Annotated in this window: 20 protein-coding genes; 8 read left to right on the top strand and 12 right to left on the bottom strand. The window is 59.6% G+C overall.

Going from position 1 to position 14,185, the window contains the following annotated elements; translation table 11 throughout:
* The first annotated feature begins 74 nt into the window (after positions 1–74).
* From NHF56_RS13855 to NHF56_RS13870, 4 genes are read left to right on the top strand one after another with little or no spacing between them, the layout of a single operon-like run.
* Positions 75–668 (top strand): LysE family translocator, encoded by a 594-nt coding sequence (locus NHF56_RS13855; RefSeq protein ID WP_252805495.1) that lies wholly within the window; start codon positions 75–77, stop codon positions 666–668.
* Complete coding sequence (locus NHF56_RS13860; RefSeq protein ID WP_252805497.1) at positions 665–1,057, top strand: nuclear transport factor 2 family protein; 393 nt, start codon at positions 665–667, stop codon at positions 1,055–1,057. The genes NHF56_RS13855 and NHF56_RS13860 overlap by 4 nt, the downstream gene beginning before the upstream one ends.
* Positions 1,054–1,422: a cupin domain-containing protein gene (locus tag NHF56_RS13865; protein ID WP_252805499.1), complete on the top strand. Its 369-nt coding sequence runs from the start codon at positions 1,054–1,056 to the stop codon at positions 1,420–1,422. The genes NHF56_RS13860 and NHF56_RS13865 overlap by 4 nt, the downstream gene beginning before the upstream one ends.
* Positions 1,419–1,706, top strand: a complete 288-nt coding sequence (locus tag NHF56_RS13870; protein ID WP_252805501.1) for a DUF1330 domain-containing protein — start codon at positions 1,419–1,421, stop codon at positions 1,704–1,706. Before NHF56_RS13865 ends, NHF56_RS13870 begins: the two co-directional genes overlap by 4 nt.
* 40 nt (positions 1,707–1,746) lie before the next feature.
* Here NHF56_RS13870 and NHF56_RS13875 read toward each other — a convergent pair whose 3' ends face one another.
* From NHF56_RS13875 to NHF56_RS13885, 3 genes are read right to left on the bottom strand one after another with little or no spacing between them, the layout of a single operon-like run.
* Entirely contained in the window at positions 1,747–2,982 is a 1,236-nt protein-coding gene (locus NHF56_RS13875) for a tetratricopeptide repeat protein (RefSeq protein WP_252805503.1), read from the bottom strand.
* Positions 2,983–2,991: 9 nt separating this feature from the next.
* Positions 2,992–3,444 (bottom strand): GNAT family N-acetyltransferase, encoded by a 453-nt coding sequence (locus tag NHF56_RS13880; protein ID WP_252805505.1) that lies wholly within the window; start codon positions 3,442–3,444, stop codon positions 2,992–2,994.
* A complete protein-coding gene (locus tag NHF56_RS13885; RefSeq protein ID WP_252805507.1) occupies positions 3,441–4,391 on the bottom strand; it encodes an alpha/beta fold hydrolase in 951 nt (316 codons plus the stop codon). Before NHF56_RS13885 ends, NHF56_RS13880 begins: the two co-directional genes overlap by 4 nt.
* A gap of 209 nt (positions 4,392–4,600) precedes the next feature.
* Between NHF56_RS13885 and NHF56_RS13890 the strand changes: the two genes are divergently transcribed.
* Complete coding sequence (locus NHF56_RS13890) at positions 4,601–5,095, top strand: cupin domain-containing protein (protein WP_252805509.1); 495 nt, start codon at positions 4,601–4,603, stop codon at positions 5,093–5,095.
* On the top strand, positions 5,092–5,661 hold the full coding sequence (locus NHF56_RS13895) for a YbhB/YbcL family Raf kinase inhibitor-like protein (RefSeq protein WP_252805511.1): 570 nt from the start codon (positions 5,092–5,094) through the stop codon (positions 5,659–5,661). The genes NHF56_RS13890 and NHF56_RS13895 overlap by 4 nt, the downstream gene beginning before the upstream one ends.
* A gap of 150 nt (positions 5,662–5,811) precedes the next feature.
* Here the strand turns inward: NHF56_RS13895 and NHF56_RS13900 are convergent, their stop codons facing one another.
* On the bottom strand, positions 5,812–6,738 hold the full coding sequence (locus NHF56_RS13900) for a LysR substrate-binding domain-containing protein (RefSeq protein ID WP_252805512.1): 927 nt from the start codon (positions 6,736–6,738) through the stop codon (positions 5,812–5,814).
* Between the two features lie 161 nt (positions 6,739–6,899).
* Here NHF56_RS13900 and NHF56_RS13905 point away from each other — a divergent pair, with 161 nt between their 5' ends.
* Complete coding sequence (locus NHF56_RS13905; protein ID WP_252805514.1) at positions 6,900–7,799, top strand: branched-chain amino acid transaminase; 900 nt, start codon at positions 6,900–6,902, stop codon at positions 7,797–7,799.
* 192 nt (positions 7,800–7,991) lie between these two features.
* Positions 7,992–9,344 carry a PLP-dependent aminotransferase family protein gene (locus tag NHF56_RS13910; protein WP_252805516.1) on the top strand — a complete coding sequence of 451 codons (1,353 nt, stop codon included), beginning with the start codon at positions 7,992–7,994 and terminating at the stop codon, positions 9,342–9,344.
* Here NHF56_RS13910 and NHF56_RS13915 read toward each other — a convergent pair.
* The 8 genes from NHF56_RS13915 to NHF56_RS13950 form a co-directional block, all read right to left on the bottom strand.
* Positions 9,283–10,149 carry a DMT family transporter gene (locus tag NHF56_RS13915; protein ID WP_252805518.1) on the bottom strand — a complete coding sequence of 289 codons (867 nt, stop codon included), beginning with the start codon at positions 10,147–10,149 and terminating at the stop codon, positions 9,283–9,285. The genes NHF56_RS13910 and NHF56_RS13915 overlap by 62 nt on opposite strands.
* 1 nt (position 10,150) lies before the next feature.
* Positions 10,151–10,294 (bottom strand): hypothetical protein, encoded by a 144-nt coding sequence (locus tag NHF56_RS13920; protein ID WP_252805520.1) that lies wholly within the window; start codon positions 10,292–10,294, stop codon positions 10,151–10,153.
* Between the two features lie 12 nt (positions 10,295–10,306).
* Positions 10,307–10,957: a LysE family translocator gene (locus tag NHF56_RS13925; protein WP_252805522.1), complete on the bottom strand. Its 651-nt coding sequence runs from the start codon at positions 10,955–10,957 to the stop codon at positions 10,307–10,309.
* Position 10,958: 1 nt separating this feature from the next.
* Entirely contained in the window at positions 10,959–11,498 is a 540-nt protein-coding gene (locus NHF56_RS13930) for an alpha/beta hydrolase (protein ID WP_252805523.1), read from the bottom strand.
* Between the two features lie 12 nt (positions 11,499–11,510).
* Positions 11,511–11,717 carry a DUF1737 domain-containing protein gene (locus tag NHF56_RS13935; protein WP_252805525.1) on the bottom strand — a complete coding sequence of 69 codons (207 nt, stop codon included), beginning with the start codon at positions 11,715–11,717 and terminating at the stop codon, positions 11,511–11,513.
* Between the two features lie 181 nt (positions 11,718–11,898).
* On the bottom strand, positions 11,899–12,747 hold the full coding sequence (pdxY, locus tag NHF56_RS13940; RefSeq protein ID WP_252805527.1) for a pyridoxal kinase: 849 nt from the start codon (positions 12,745–12,747) through the stop codon (positions 11,899–11,901).
* Positions 12,744–13,424, bottom strand: a complete 681-nt coding sequence (locus NHF56_RS13945) for an MOSC domain-containing protein (protein WP_252805529.1) — start codon at positions 13,422–13,424, stop codon at positions 12,744–12,746. Before NHF56_RS13945 ends, pdxY begins: the two co-directional genes overlap by 4 nt.
* Positions 13,421–14,119, bottom strand: a complete 699-nt coding sequence (locus NHF56_RS13950; protein WP_252805935.1) for a glutamine amidotransferase — start codon at positions 14,117–14,119, stop codon at positions 13,421–13,423. The genes NHF56_RS13945 and NHF56_RS13950 overlap by 4 nt, the downstream gene beginning before the upstream one ends.
* Positions 14,120–14,185: the final 66 nt, after the last annotated feature.

Genomic DNA, 14,185 nt, shown 5'->3' on the forward strand with positions numbered 1-14,185 from the left:
CGCCTCTCTCCATTCAATGACAGGTATATATGGCCATTTTTCAGTGTCGAGATGGCCTGCAAACGGATCTCTGGATGGAAACCACAACACTTACCGGCCTTGCACTTTATGCTTTCGTGATGACGATCACGCCGGGGCCGAACAACCTGATGCTCACCACGTCGGGTCTCGTCTTTGGATTGGCACGAACATGGCCACACATCCTTGGGATTCCTTTTGGTGTTGCCGTACAATTGATGTCGGTCGGAGCTGGCCTTGGGGCTGTCTTTGCATTTGAGCCCCGCATCCAGATTTTTTTGAAAATTATCGGCACGGCTTACCTGCTCTGGCTTGCTTACAAACTCTGGCGTGCCGCCGAGATGCCCGATGCCTCTTTGGCAAAGCCGGTTTCCTTTTTCCAGGCTGCCGCATTCCAGTTCGTAAACCCCAAAGCCTGGCTGATTGCGGTGACCGTCATCGCAGCCTTTATTTCTCCAGATAATGGCTATCTGATACAGCTTGTCTTTGCCTCAGCGATTTTCACCGTAGTCAGCATTCCATGCTTGGCAGTGTGGGCGGCCTTCGGGGCTGGACTGCGACAAGTGCTTCACGATCCATCGAAACTTCTTCTCATAAATCGCAGCATGTCCGCGCTCGCGGCACTAACAGCAGGATTGTTTTGGCTATGAATTTTCTTTCACGCAAAGAGCTCGAAAATCATGCAACGACATGGATCGAAGCATGGAACCGCCACGACGTCGATGCGGTGATCGCACCATTTTCCAAGTCGGTGGTATTCGTTAGCCCGCGGGCGGCAACCGTGACCGGGGACCCAACGGTGCGAGGCCGAGATGCACTTTATGACTATTGGACAAAAGCCCTCGCCGCCGTTCCTGACCTGAAATTCAAACTTGAATCCATCGCCTGTGACGAGAAAGCACAAGCCGTTCTGGTCCACTACGTGTCGCATGCCGGCGGAAAAACACTTCGAGCATGCGAACTCATGCGGTTTGACAATGGACAGCAAGTTTATGGCGAGGCCTTTTATGGCGCGGATATTTCGGAGCCGTCGCAATGAGACCCGTCGAACCTTCAAGCGAGAATTTCTATCGTTGGGGAAACGGGTGTTCGGGCTGGCGCCTGCTTGACATCGAGCGCCTTCAGGTGAGGCAGGAAACAATGCCGACGACGACGGCTGAAGAGCCCCACGTCCATCGTGAGGCGCATCAATTCTTTTATGTGCTGGATGGGCAAATGACGATCCGCACCCCTATCGGCGTCACGCTCATCAGTCCGGGTCAAGGAATGCATATACCGGCCGGGCAGCCGCACTGGGTCAGAAACGACGACGTTTCCGATCTTATATTCCTGCTCTCATCCAGCCCGAGTACATCCGGAGACCGCTATCTCTCCGATCCACTGAATTGGAACAAGGCTTTATGATGGTTTACGCAGTCGCCCAAATTACCATCCACGATCGCGTACGCTATGACCGCTACGCAGCGAAGTTCCTTGAGACGCTCGGCCCATATCAAGGGCGTTTGCTTGCGGCGGATGAACACCCAGAAATGATCGAAGGATCATGCGAATGCCATAAGGTGATCCTTCTCGCATTTCCTGATGCCAGCGCTTTCCACGCCTGGCGGACATCCCCAGAATACGAAGCCATCGCCATCGACAGGCTTGCGGCATCTTCGGGCAGCGTATTGCTTGTAAGAGGCTTATAGAAAGCTGCGCATCCCTACGCCAATCCATCCTCAGACAGCGTCAGGAGGAAGCCGTCAGTCTCAATGCAACCAGCAGTCCTATTTCAGTATGACTGTATCTAAATTCGTGCGCGACTTTGGCAAATTCAAGCAGCTCGAACCCCGAGCGCTGGGCGACTGATTTGATATATTCCTTGTGGTGGGAAAAACAGCCCGACTTGGCGAGTTCCGGGTTGATGCAGGGACCAAAGCCGCGGGGGTCTCCTTTGTCATTTGGATAGACGGTGAAGACAAACAGCCCACCAGGTTCCAGAATATTGGCAACGCTTGAGAAGATTGTGGCCAGATCTCCGAAATGGATCAGGACGGCTGCAGCCGCGACCGCATCAAACCGAAGCGCGGTGACGGAGAGGAACGACGCCAGATCGTCGCGGATCAGCGTGTCGTAAAGCGATTTTTGTCTTGCGACTGACAGCATCGCCTCGGACAGATCAATGCCCACCAATTGCGCTGCCCGATCTCGCAGCAGGCCACCGACCAGTCCGGTTCCGCATCCTATGTCGAGGATCCTGTTGCCGTGTCCAGGCAACAGCCTGGCGATCGCGTCGCCGACGTGGCGATGTGCCAGATAACCGTCCGCCCGATCCCAGTTGTGCGCCTTGGATGAATAGAGTTGGTCGAGCTGTGCTGTGGAAGCCCTTGAGGGGACCGGCCCTCTGTTCATTTGCGCCAGACGCATCCGGGCGCCATCGACATCGCCCGGATTTTCGCGCAGATATCGCTCCAGATGGGCGGTAGCCTCTTCATGATTGCCGGCATCGGCCAGCAGATCCCCGAGCAGGAAGCGGGCACCAGCATGGCCGGGCGCATGCGACAGGCACCGGTGCAAGGGTTCGATTGCCGAGCCTCTTTTACCGGTATCGGTCAAAGCGACGGCCAGGTTGTAAAGAGCGTCCGGGTAGGTCGGGCGGTAAGCGACAGCGTTTTCGAAGGCGGCGATCGCTTCCAGCAGTCTGCCGTGCTTCCGCAGCGCAATGCCAAGATTGTTCCAGGCCGTCGCATCATCAGGTTGACATTCCGTTACAACCGTCAGCGTTTCGATTGCTGCCTCCAGCCTGCCTTGCGCCATTTCGATCAGTCCGAGAAGGTGCATCGCTTCGATTGGCGGCGGGTCTTGCGCGCAGATGTTGCGGCAGATTCTTTCGGCCTCCTGGAAGCGTCTGGCGCTATAAGCCTCCAGCGCAAGGCTCAGATCAAATATGGCGGTGGCATGGGTCGTCTGGTTGCTTCTCGCCATTTGCAGCCCTCAGTTAACCAGCTCGATCTGGTAGGTTGCCATCGGCCTGCGCGTCGCCACGCGGTCATACACGTGCCGGGCGGCCGCGTTATCCTCGGCCGTTTCCCAGTAGAGACGCCGCCAGCCCTCCTGTCCGCCCAGAACCTTCAGATGTTCGATGAGCCTCGCTGCAATGCCCCGGCCCCTGTGCCGGGGGGAAACCCAAAGGTCTTCGAGATAGCAGACGAGGCGGAGCGAGAATGTGTGGGGATGGAGAATTGTGTGCGCCAGCCCCACAGGTTCTCCAGCCTGAAACGCGAGCCATGCATTCATCGGTGAGGAGGGATCGAGAACGCGCTGCCACAGTCCGGCGACGACCGCTTCCTTCATGTCCCCGGTGCCGAAATGCGCGCAGTTTTCTGCCCAGAGTTTTTCCCAGCCGCTTCTGTCTGCGTGGCTTGCGGCCTTGATCGTTATCGTCATGTCGTTGCCTTTGGAGTTGCTTCATCGAGCAGAAGGCCGGGCGCGTTGGTCGGGATCTCGCCCGTGCGCAGCCAGCCAAGCGCGAGTGGCCACAGGCTGTCCCTGAACCGGTCATGGAAAAAGGCGAAGTGTCCGATAGACGATACGCCAATGTCGGCTGGGGCAATGCGCCAATGACGCCGGTGGCTGGACGTGAAATAGGCCAGCAGCCGGTTGAGGGCTGCCGGGGTGCCGTGCGGATCGTCTTCAAGGCCAATTGCGAGTATAGGCGCCGTCACCCTGGTGAAGCGTCTTTGGAGGATGACAGATTCCCGCTCCCCACCGATGAAAAGATCTTGCCGCACGGTGTGCTCGAACCGGGCCATCATTCGGCTCCAGTCCCGGACCACGCCTGCGGGCGTGTCCTCCATCCAGCCAAGCCGTTTGGCCGGAAAGTAGCCGAACATTCGTGTCAGCAGCGGCATGACGATGTGCCACTTGATATACATGCGTCGGCGTTCGGCCTCGTCGTAATCCCGCCAATAGGCGAATTGGGATCCAACGGTGAGAATGCGTCCGATCCGTCGGTTTGACGGCGCAAGCCCAATGGCAAAGCCGCCGATCGAATGACCGACGACATGGATTTCCTGCCCCGGAAAAGTGCGTTCAGCGTATGCGAGCGCTGCCTCCAGGTCGTGCGCGCCCCAATCCACCCAGTCGGCACGCAATCCGCGTAAGGATTTCGGCCGGGACTCGCCTATCCCCCGGTAATCGAAGGTGAGCACGTCGAATCCGTTGAGAAACAGGTAGTCAGCGAAGCGCGAATAATAGCGGCACCTTACAGACGTCGCGGCGCTGATGATCACGATCGGGCGCGCGGCCGCAACACCGCCGTGTCGCCATAGAAACCCGCCGAGAAACCGGCCATCGTCTGTTTCAAGGCGCACCGACAATGCTTTGTTCGGCATCTCCCGGACACCAGCAATGTCTGTTCCGCGTCCGTGGTTGATCACGCTGACGCCTCTCGATTGTTACTTTCAGGTATCCGTTTTTTCTTCGCCCGGATGGAGATTGTCGAATGAGCATCCCTCCATATGGCGTGAGAAGCGCTCATTTGTTTTCGTTATCGATTGCAGGCTCATTTGGCGAAAAGCTTGAAATGAGCCAGGGAAAGTCGATGCATCCTATCGTTAGCCTCCGAGAACTGCCGCTTCAGACACAATCGCATGGTGGAGCTTATGAAGCGCACATGGCTGCCGTTGCGGCACCGTTTGGCGCTAAGCGGCTTGGCGCTCGCTATGTTGAAATACCCCCGGGCAAAAAGGCTTGGCCCTTCCATTGCCACCACGCAAATGACGAGCTCTTTGTCATTCTGGCGGGGGCCGGTGTGCTGCGATATGGCGAGGAAGAACATGACGTGAGCGCTGGTGATGTCGTCGTTTGCCCCGCCGGTGGCGTTGCAACAGCGCATCAACTGCGGGCAGCAGGCTCCGAACCGCTGCGTTACCTAGCGGTCAGCACAATGAATGAGCCCGATGTCCTGGAATATCCCGATAGTGGCAAGGTGGCGGTTTTCGCGGGCTCCGCGCCAGGGGGTGAAAAGGCAGCCCGAAGCCTGGAACTCACCGTGAAGAAAAATGCTGCTGTCGGATATTGGGAGGGGGAAGAATGAAGCGGGGTCAGAACAAGGCAAATGCGCTTTTTGCCATACCTGCGATTTGGGTGCGGACACTTCTCTTCGCGGCCGCTCTGTTGCCGACATCCACGCTTGCTATGGAAATGACGAGCTCGTCCTTCGAGAATGGAGGAACAATACCTCTGCGCCATGCGCTTAACAGTCTGGGTTGCGAAGGGCAGAATATTTCTCCTGCTTTGCAATGGAGTGATGCTCCGCCAGAAACGAAGAGTTTCGCTGTCACAATGTTCGACCCGGACGCGCCTACAGATAGCGGTTGGTGGCACTGGATTCTTGTAAACATCCCCGCAGATGTCACCAGCTTGGCGGAGCGATCCCAACCCAGAGAAGCGCTCTCGACAAACACCGACTTTGGCGTCTCCGGGTATCGTGGCCCATGCCCGCCAGTTGGTGCTCAGCCGCATCGTTACGTGGTTGCGGTGTACGCGCTTGATGTCAGCACGCTGCCATTGGCAGTTACTTCTTCTGGCGCAATGGCCAGCTACATGATCAATAGCCACATGCTCGCGAAAGCAAGCATGGCCGGTTATTTTGGACGGTAAACTGTCGGCATTCGCCGTTTTCTTCGATCTGCCGGAAGCAATTTGAATCGGACGCGCCGGACAGCCGGACGACCTCCATGTGGCGGGTGGTGCCCGTGGCCATCGTCTTGCGCACGAAATGGCCCAGGCATGTCATAGGGGGCGGTGCCACTATCGTTTCTCTCGCTCCGCAGGCAGGCATGTCTTTGCGGCCTCTGCCAGCATCCAGGTCCTGACATTCCTGATGCGGCGGTCGCGCTCAAGGGCCGGCGGATAGCAGAGGTAATAGCCTGCGTTTGCCGGTATTTGGTGCGGCATGATCGGGCTGAGCCTTTGGGCGGCTATGTCGCATGCGGCAATTTCGATGCCCGCAAAGGTTATACCTGCGCCGTCGATCGCGGCCTTGAGGCCAAGGCCCGAAGAGTCGACGATTGTGACTGCCGCAGGGCGGGTCGGACCGCCCGGGAGCGTTTCGTTCCAACGCTGGAAGTCCTCGCGCCGATGCTGGGACAGAAACAGGTTGGTTTGCGAGATGGCTTGGCGAATATCGATTTCGTCATTCGTTTGCCAGTCATCCGGACGGCCGAGCAACGTTACATTTTCGTCGAACAGGCGCTCGGAGAGAACACCAGGCCATTGCCCAGAACCATGACGCACAGCAGCATCTGCAACGCCGGCGCCAAGATCGACGGCGGTTTGGGTCGTGGAGATCAAAAGTTCGAAGCCGGACCGCGCAAATGGATAGGACGCCATCCGTGGCGACAGCCAATGAACCGCGAATGTCGGCAGCATGGACAGGCGCAAGGGACCAAGCTTCCGCTCCTGCTTCACGGTCGCAACGGCCTGAATGATCCGCGTGAAGCCGACGGTGAGATCCGGAGACAACAGTCGTCCGGTCTCCGTCAGTTCAAGGCGCGGTCCGACGCGGCGCATCAACTCTACCCCGAGCAGATCCTCGAGGATCCTGAGTTGATGACTGACAGCGGAGGGCGTGACGCCGATTTCTTCGGCCGCATCCTTGATCGACATGTGGCGTGCGGCGGCCTCGAAAGCGCGCAGGGCATTCAGTGGCACGGACAATCGCATCGTTTCGGTCATGGTGCGCTCGCTCTCGTATTTCCCGTCCTCGCCGGATGCCGCCGTTCTCCTCCTGCACTGCTTACCGAACAACAAATTCTCAGCTCTCTCTGAGGATTGCTCACTCGCCAGGCACGGATGTTGGGTGACAATGGGATGTCTTTCAAAGGGGCCAAATTGCTATGAGTGACGTGCTTGCTTTCGATGATCGCGATGGCCTGATCTGGCTTGATGGAGCACTCGTTCCCTGGAACGAAGCCCGGCTCCATGTCATGACCCATTCGCTGCATGCCGGCGGGGCCGTGTTCGAAGGAATTCGGGCCTATGACGGATGCATTTTCCTGTCCAATGCGCATTTCTCCCGCTTGCAACGTTCTGCCGAGATCGTCGGGTACACGCTTCCCTATTCTAGCCTTGAGCTCGTCAAAGCATGTGAAGCCGTTCTCTGGGCAAACGAATTGAAGGATGCCTATATCCGTCCCATTGCCTGGCGCGGCAGCGAGAGCGTGACGGTGGCCGCCCGCAACGCCACTATCCAAGTTGCGATTGCCGCCTGGGATTGGCCAACGCCGGCCGCCGAGGGAAGGAGCACGACGGGTATTCGCCTTCAGCTCTCCTCCTGGAGGCGTCCGCGTGCCGACACGGCGCCGACGGCCTCCAAATGTTCCGGCCTCTACATGATCGGCACGCTCGCGCGGCATGCCGCAAATGACGCGGGTTTCGACGATGCCCTGCTGCTCGACGTCGATGGAGATGTTGCCGAAACGACCGCGACGAACATCATACTGGTCGAAGGTCGCAAGCTCGTGTCCCCGGCAGCAGACTGTTTTCTCGACAGCATCACCAAACGCCATGTCTTCGCTCTCGCGCAGAGGGCTGGCCTGGAACTCGAGGAGCGAAAAGTCTCGCTGGAGGAGTTGTCTGCGGCCGATGAAGTCTTCGTTGTCGGCACTTCGATCGAGATTCAACCCGTCGTCGAACTCAAGGGACCAGCGATTGGAGCCCAATGGAGCGTTGGCCCGCTTACTCAAAGCCTCATCGACAGCTTTCAGAACTCGGTTCGCCAACATTGTCCCGCATAGGCGGACACCCTTGCCCAAAGGGCCGGATTTCGATGCGTTCTCCATGTCGTTCTTCTCGAAGCAAAAGATTTTTCGTGGTCGCCAATAGTATTTGATGTTACACTTCCCGTAAAATGCAAAAGCGTAACATGACACTATCAGGCTACTCCCATGCGTTTACAATCACCCTGGCAGCCTCGCCTTACTGGTGAGATGGACTCTCCATGCGATCGGCTCGTCGCCGCCGTGTCGGAGGACATCGCAGCCGGGCGATTGGAGGTTGGAGACAGGCTTCCGGCCCACCGCGATCTTGCCTGGCGTCTCGGCATCGGCCTTGGCACGGTCACGAAGGCCTACGGAATCCTGGAGCGGCGCGGCCTGCTGCGCTCCGTCAAGGGACGGGGCACCTTCGTGGCCGTTACCGAAGCCCGCAGAGGCGACGTCATCGATCTTTCGAGAAACGCGCCGCCCGCCGTCATCAGCGAGAGGCTTCTGGCCCGATCGCTCAACGCGATTGCCAAGCGTATCGACTCGGATATTTTCAATACCTATCCGCCCGTAACCGGGCATCAGAGGTTCCGCCACGAAATGGCGCGCTGGTTTCGCCGTCTCGGTCTGGACGCCGATCCTTCCTGCCTGCTTCTGACCAATGGTGCGCAGCATGCGCTGTCCGTCAGCCTCTCCACGCTCTGCGGTCCCGGCGGTACGCTCTATGTGGAGGAAGAGACCTATCCCGGTGTGATCAACGTTGCGCGTCATCTGGGCGTCAAGCTCACTTCAATTGCTATGGATGACGAAGGCATGCTGCCGGATCAGCTTGAACGGGAACTCGCGACAAGTCGCGGCAGCAACGCAGCAGTCTATCTCATGCCGACGATGCAGAACCCGACCACGAGTTCCATGAGCAAAGCGAGAAGGCGCGCGATCGCGCAAATCTGCCGCAAGTTCGGCATCATCGTGATCGAGGACGACGTTTATGCCCTCGCGCCCGATCCGGACTATCCACCGATAGCGAGTCTTGCGCCTGAGCATGTCTTTTATATCAACAGCCTTTCGAAGACCCTCAATCCGGCTTTGCGGATCGGCGGTCTGGTGGTTCCGCGGGCGTGGCTGGACCATGCGGAAACCGCGATGCATGCCAGCGGGCTGATGATCAGTCCGCTGAGTTGCTCGGTCATGGAACAATGGCTTCTTGATGGAACGGCCGATGCGATCAGCACCGCTATACAGGAAGAAGCCATTCGCCGCCGCGCGAGGGCAATGGACTTGTTGGGGCAAGCTGTACGCCAGCCTGTCCATGTCGGCTATCATCTGTGGGTTCCGCTAAACCATTCCGATGCCGGGGCACTCGAGACTGCGGCAAAGGCGCTGGGTGTTCTGGTTACGCCGCCCTCTTCAACCTCCGCGAATGGCAATAGCTCCGGAATCCGTCTTTGTATCGGCGCGCCATCCTCTGAAGATCTTGAGCAGGCGCTTCCCGCGATCAGGCGCATAGTCGATCGCTTCAGCATCGAGACCGGCGCAGGGACGGCCAGAAATACCAGACCACTGCCGCCACTACGATAAGACCACCTGCGATTGCCGATTTCCCCGGATCTTCGGCGAAGGCCAACCAAACCCAAAGCGGACCGAGCACCACATCCAGAAGTGCGATCAAAGCCGACTCTGACGAAGCGACATGACGTCCACCCGCGAGGAACAGCAGGAATGCGAGCGCGGTCGTGAGAAAGGCCAGCATGAATATCAATCCGAGCGCACCGTAGCCCGGAAGTTGCCCGGATGAGAATGGAAATGCCGCAACCGCACACAACGCTGCTCCGGCGGCATTCACGTGAATGAGATTCAGGGCTCGGTTGCGGCGTGTGACGATGAGAAGCGTCCCAAAGCTCAGCGTCATTGCGAAGGCCAGCAAGTTACCCTTGATATCGCTCGCCCCCAGTGCCGTCCCCGCAACAAGCACGATCCCGATCATCGATACTGCGCTCGCCATCAACAGGCGTCGCGAGGCCGCTTCCCGACCGACCGCGAAGGCCAATGCGGCTGTCACGAAGGGAAGTGTCGCGTAGATGATCAAAACGTTTGCGACCGTCGTCATCGTGAGGGCGGCGACATAGCAGAACATTGCGGTGGCGGAGAATGAGGCGGCCAGGCAGAAGCGCCAGTCGAAACGCACTGCTTCCGCCGGCCTTGCGATGGCGATGGCAACAAGGCAAAGGCAGGCGAAGAGAGAACGCCACAGGATCAGATCCCAAAGCCCAAGATCAATTGCGCGTACGAACAGGCCAGCAAGGCTCCAGAGCACGGTTCCTGAGCCAACCAGTATGAGACCGTAGACGCGCCGTTCCCCACTCTGTTCCTCTGGCCGCCGCATCTTAGAAATAGAACCAAGTCAGCCCAAACCCGACGGCAATGACGATGCCGCGCAGGATGGTCGGAATAATCCAGCGAGCCCCGGCGACTGCATTGCAGGCTCCGCCCACAAGACCGGCGGAGACCAAAAGGGCCGTGGTATTCATCTCCAAACCTGATCAACCCCGCTCTTCGAAGGCCAACCGGACACCGAAGGCAATCAGGACCGCGCCAGTTACTCCATCGACGCCACGCTTGAAGAGCGAGCTATGGAAAATGCGCGCGAATGGCCGCGTCGCAGCCGTGATGGCCGCGAACCAGATGAGACCCATGAGCGCATGAATGGCCGCCAGTGCCATGCTGAAGATGACAACCGGAACATCCTGCGGAATGAACTGCGGCAGGAAGCTGACGTAAAACACGCCGACTTTCGGATTGAGAAGGTTGGTCATCAGACCGCGCCAGAACCAGTTGGCACTTTTATTGATCGACTTGCCTGCCGGCACGCTGTGAAGCGCCCCTCCCTCCTCGACGGTTCTGCGGATTGCGCCCCGGATCAGCCGCGCGCCCAGCCAGATGATGTAGCCAGCGCCGAGATATTGAAGAAGCCGGTAGCCGACCTCCGATACGGTGAGAACCGCTCCGAGACCCGCCGAAGCCAACAGTCCCCACGCCAGAACACCGGTTACGACCCCGGTGCCAGCCTGCATGGCCTGCTTGCCGCCCTCAACAGTGGCAGTGCGCAAGACCATGGCCGTGTCCAGCCCAGGCGTCATTGTCAAAAGAGCGGCGGCGATCGAAAAGGCGGCAACAGCGGAAAAGGCATCCATGTCAGGACCTCAGGCCAGCACAGAATGCGCCAAGGAGCATCCGTCCCTGGTCCCAGAGACCGAGGCCGCTTGCGCCGTTGATATGGCCGCACGGGCCGATCTCGACGAAACCGGCGCCCCATTCCTCGGCGCGTTCTTTAACATACTCTGGGGCGGCATAAGGGTCGTTGGCGCTTGCCACGATGAGGGCCGGGAACGGCAGGCGATGGCGTGGCGGGTTTGCGAAGCTGGCCGCTGCTGTCGGGAATTCAGCGGAAGCGGGATCGGGGACTGCGACCAGAAAAGCACCCATAACCCGGCCCGCGACCATCTCTGCCGCGTGCGCGACGAGCAGGCAGGCCAGACTATGCGCGACGAGAACAGGCGGCGATGGCGAATTGTCGATTTGCCTTTCCAGCGCGTCTTGCCAGTCTGCAAGATGGGGCTTCTCCCAGTCGGAAGGATGGAACCGGGTAAAGCAAGGGTCTGACGCCTCCCAATGCGTTTGCCAGTGGGTTTCACCGGAACCGCCGATACCTGGCAATGTGATGAATGAGGTCATTCTGTCGCCCTTCTATTGTTGTGAAAGATCCATGGAGGGCTCGTAACTGCGGTCAGGAACATCCTTCGTGATCGCTTGCCCGCAAATCACGGCCTGACGCACGCCGTCGTAGGTCAGGACCGGGCTCCCATGCAGGCTCCAGCCCAGGTTGAGGGCCTCAGTAATGCGGTGACAGAAGGCCGTATCATCAACGCCGGTCAGCAAACGATAAGCTTTCATCGCGAGGGTCCCCAGTTTCATGCTCGAAATCATAAGCATCTTCTGGAAGCGCTGAACTGAAGTCGTCTCAGTCGATCCGCAATATTTCTCATGCTTTTGTGCAGAGGATGTGAGGACCGCAACTGACCAATGCTCACACCGCAGTCAACACCGAGACCTTCCCAGTTCAGATGAAGCAACTTCATTCGCCATCGAGCGTCAGAAGTTCGCGGCGGAACTCTGGTTCGCTCAACACCACTTCGCCCGCGCCGAGGGCACGGGCCTGGTCCAGCGCGCGCGATGTGAGGCGCTGCGCTGCTTCGACGCTCTGCGTCAGGGGAAATCCGCGCGCGAGCCCCGCGACGATCAGCCCGGCGAACAGATCGCCCGTTCCCGCAAGCGCGACCGGCAGGTGCTCCACAGGATGACGGCTTGCGCCGGCGGCTCCGAGTATGACGCTTTCGATATGGCCGGCGGGCGTATCGTCGAGCGCGCACCCAGTGGCGATAAGATAGGCGCCGGGCGCGATGCGGAGAAAGGCTCGGGCGGCTTTGAGGTCCGCCATGGTCGCGATCGGCTGCCCGGTCAGCCAGCCCAGTTCAAACGGGTTCGGCGTCGCGATATCGGCCATCGGCAGCAATCGCTCGCGCATGACGTCGGCAATGGTCTCCGGCACATAGAGGCCGGGCCCGGCATCGCCCATCACCGGATCGCAGAGATAGACAAGGCGCGGATTGACGGCCTTGGCCTCGGCCACGAAATCCGCGACCATCAGCGCCACATCGAGCGAACCGATATAGCCGGTCAGAACGAAATCCGCGCGTTCCGGGAGGCCGCGCTCGCGTGCGCCCTGCAACAGGTCCGAGAAGAATTCCGGCGGCAGCGCCCGGCCACGCAGCGTCGGATAGTCGGGCGTATTGGAGAAGATGACCGTCGGAATCGCCGCCACTTCCAGCCCAGCCGCGAGCATCGGAAACACGGCCGCGGAATTGCCGACATGGCCGAACACGACCTGGCTCTGGATCGATATCACGAAGGGAGGGGATGTCATGGAGTGCCGTCCAGTCTCTTGCGCCAATCTTCCACGCGTCCGCTCTCGAGCCGCCGAACCGCATATTTCCGCCAGCCTTCTGCCAGCACGTCGAGGGCCGCTATGCCCTTCAATTCGTCCAGGTTCAACCGGTCGACATAAAGCGCATGCCAGAGCCGGTGGAGCGTCCAGTCTGGTGCGACGCGGTCCGCCAGTTCAAGCCGGTCCCCCGTCTTCACGAGTCCATCTTCCAGCACGCGATAATACCAGCCGGTGCGGCCGCTCTGCTGGACGCGGCGGGCCATGTCGGGCACCTCGAAACGATGATTGAGTTTCCAGCAGGGCTGTCGCCCCTGCGAGACCTGCAAGAGTGCCGTGCCCAGCCGGAAAACATCCCCCACTGCGACGGTGTTTTCGGTCGGGCCCAATGCCGAGATGTTCTCGCCAAATCCGCCGGGAGCGGCAAGCGCCGGCAGATCGCCGAGTTCCTCACGCCAGAGCTGATAGTGATCCAACGGGTAATGATGCACGGCCTTTTCGACGCCGCCATGAACCCGTCGGTCCGCCTGCTCGTCGCCTTCGAACCCTTCAGGGCCGAGGCGAAGCGGCCTGTTCACCGGCGTCTTCATGATGCCGCTTTGCGCGTCGCTTCCCGCCAACGGTCTGGCGCGCCCGATCAGAATGGTGATCACGGTCATGCCGGCAACTCCTGCAGCCATGCCCGGAGCATGGATTGGCCGGCATGCCTCAGCGCCGGACCATACGCGATGGCGTCACGACGCAGGCTGGCCGGGTCGATGCCCGCTTGGGCCAGTTCCACGCTGTGGCCGATGAGCCAGCGTTCGAAAGCGGGCAGTTGGCCTGCTTCGGGGTGGAATTGCAGCCCCAGAACAGTTGCGCCCATTGCAAAGGCCTGGGCCGCGCAGGCGGCGGTGCTGGCGAGACTGTCCGCTCCATCCGGGATCTCGAAGGCTTCGCCATGCCAGTGGAGAACGGGCACATCCCGCAGGTGACGAAGCGGGCTGCCAATGCCGGCCTCCGTCAGTGTCAGGGCGGAAAAGCCGATTTCCTTGCGGGGCATCGGAGCGACCCTCGCGCCGAACGCCGCCGCCATGAGCTGTGCGCCAAGGCAGATGCCGAGTGTCGGGCGGCGGGCCACCAGACGCAGTGCCAGCCAGTCGCGCTCTGTCTTCATGCACGGGTACGCTTGCGTGTCATTCACCCCGATCGGGCCACCGAGCACCACCACGAGATCGGGACCGAGCGACTCCGGCAAGGCATCGATGCCAGCTTCGGCATGGTTGAGCCGGTAGCCTTCTTCCTCAAGCACCGGGCCAAAGCTGCCGAGGTCCTCGAAAGGGAGATGGCACAGAATCAGGGCGGATTTCGACATGGGGGCCTCTTGCGTTTTTCCATGTGTCTCGCGAATATCCGGCCTAAACAAAAGAGCCAGTTTTGA

The sequence above is a fragment of the Rhizobium sp. L1K21 genome (genome assembly GCF_024055895.1).
Lineage (GTDB): Bacteria > Pseudomonadota > Alphaproteobacteria > Rhizobiales > Rhizobiaceae > Ensifer_A.

Bases quoted from the DNA above. Each gene is read 5' to 3' on its own strand.
- NHF56_RS13855 (WP_252805495.1), top strand. From the start codon at position 75: ATGGAAACCACAACACTTACCGGCCTTGCACTTTATGCTTTCGTGATG.
- NHF56_RS13860 (WP_252805497.1), top strand. From the start codon at position 665: ATGAATTTTCTTTCACGCAAAGAGCTCGAAAATCATGCAACGACATGG.
- NHF56_RS13865 (WP_252805499.1), top strand. From the start codon at position 1,054: ATGAGACCCGTCGAACCTTCAAGCGAGAATTTCTATCGTTGGGGAAAC.
- NHF56_RS13870 (WP_252805501.1), top strand. From the start codon at position 1,419: ATGATGGTTTACGCAGTCGCCCAAATTACCATCCACGATCGCGTACGC.
- NHF56_RS13875 (WP_252805503.1), bottom strand. From the start codon at position 2,982: ATGGCGAGAAGCAACCAGACGACCCATGCCACCGCCATATTTGATCTG.
- NHF56_RS13880 (WP_252805505.1), bottom strand. From the start codon at position 3,444: ATGACGATAACGATCAAGGCCGCAAGCCACGCAGACAGAAGCGGCTGG.
- NHF56_RS13885 (WP_252805507.1), bottom strand. From the start codon at position 4,391: ATGCCGAACAAAGCATTGTCGGTGCGCCTTGAAACAGACGATGGCCGG.
- NHF56_RS13890 (WP_252805509.1), top strand. From the start codon at position 4,601: ATGCATCCTATCGTTAGCCTCCGAGAACTGCCGCTTCAGACACAATCG.
- NHF56_RS13895 (WP_252805511.1), top strand. From the start codon at position 5,092: ATGAAGCGGGGTCAGAACAAGGCAAATGCGCTTTTTGCCATACCTGCG.
- NHF56_RS13900 (WP_252805512.1), bottom strand. From the start codon at position 6,738: ATGACCGAAACGATGCGATTGTCCGTGCCACTGAATGCCCTGCGCGCT.
- NHF56_RS13905 (WP_252805514.1), top strand. From the start codon at position 6,900: ATGAGTGACGTGCTTGCTTTCGATGATCGCGATGGCCTGATCTGGCTT.
- NHF56_RS13910 (WP_252805516.1), top strand. From the start codon at position 7,992: ATGGACTCTCCATGCGATCGGCTCGTCGCCGCCGTGTCGGAGGACATC.
- NHF56_RS13915 (WP_252805518.1), bottom strand. From the start codon at position 10,149: ATGCGGCGGCCAGAGGAACAGAGTGGGGAACGGCGCGTCTACGGTCTC.
- NHF56_RS13920 (WP_252805520.1), bottom strand. From the start codon at position 10,294: ATGAATACCACGGCCCTTTTGGTCTCCGCCGGTCTTGTGGGCGGAGCC.
- NHF56_RS13925 (WP_252805522.1), bottom strand. From the start codon at position 10,957: ATGGATGCCTTTTCCGCTGTTGCCGCCTTTTCGATCGCCGCCGCTCTT.
- NHF56_RS13930 (WP_252805523.1), bottom strand. From the start codon at position 11,498: ATGACCTCATTCATCACATTGCCAGGTATCGGCGGTTCCGGTGAAACC.
- NHF56_RS13935 (WP_252805525.1), bottom strand. From the start codon at position 11,717: ATGAAAGCTTATCGTTTGCTGACCGGCGTTGATGATACGGCCTTCTGT.
- pdxY (WP_252805527.1), bottom strand. From the start codon at position 12,747: ATGACATCCCCTCCCTTCGTGATATCGATCCAGAGCCAGGTCGTGTTC.
- NHF56_RS13945 (WP_252805529.1), bottom strand. From the start codon at position 13,424: ATGACCGTGATCACCATTCTGATCGGGCGCGCCAGACCGTTGGCGGGA.
- NHF56_RS13950 (WP_252805935.1), bottom strand. From the start codon at position 14,119: ATGTCGAAATCCGCCCTGATTCTGTGCCATCTCCCTTTCGAGGACCTC.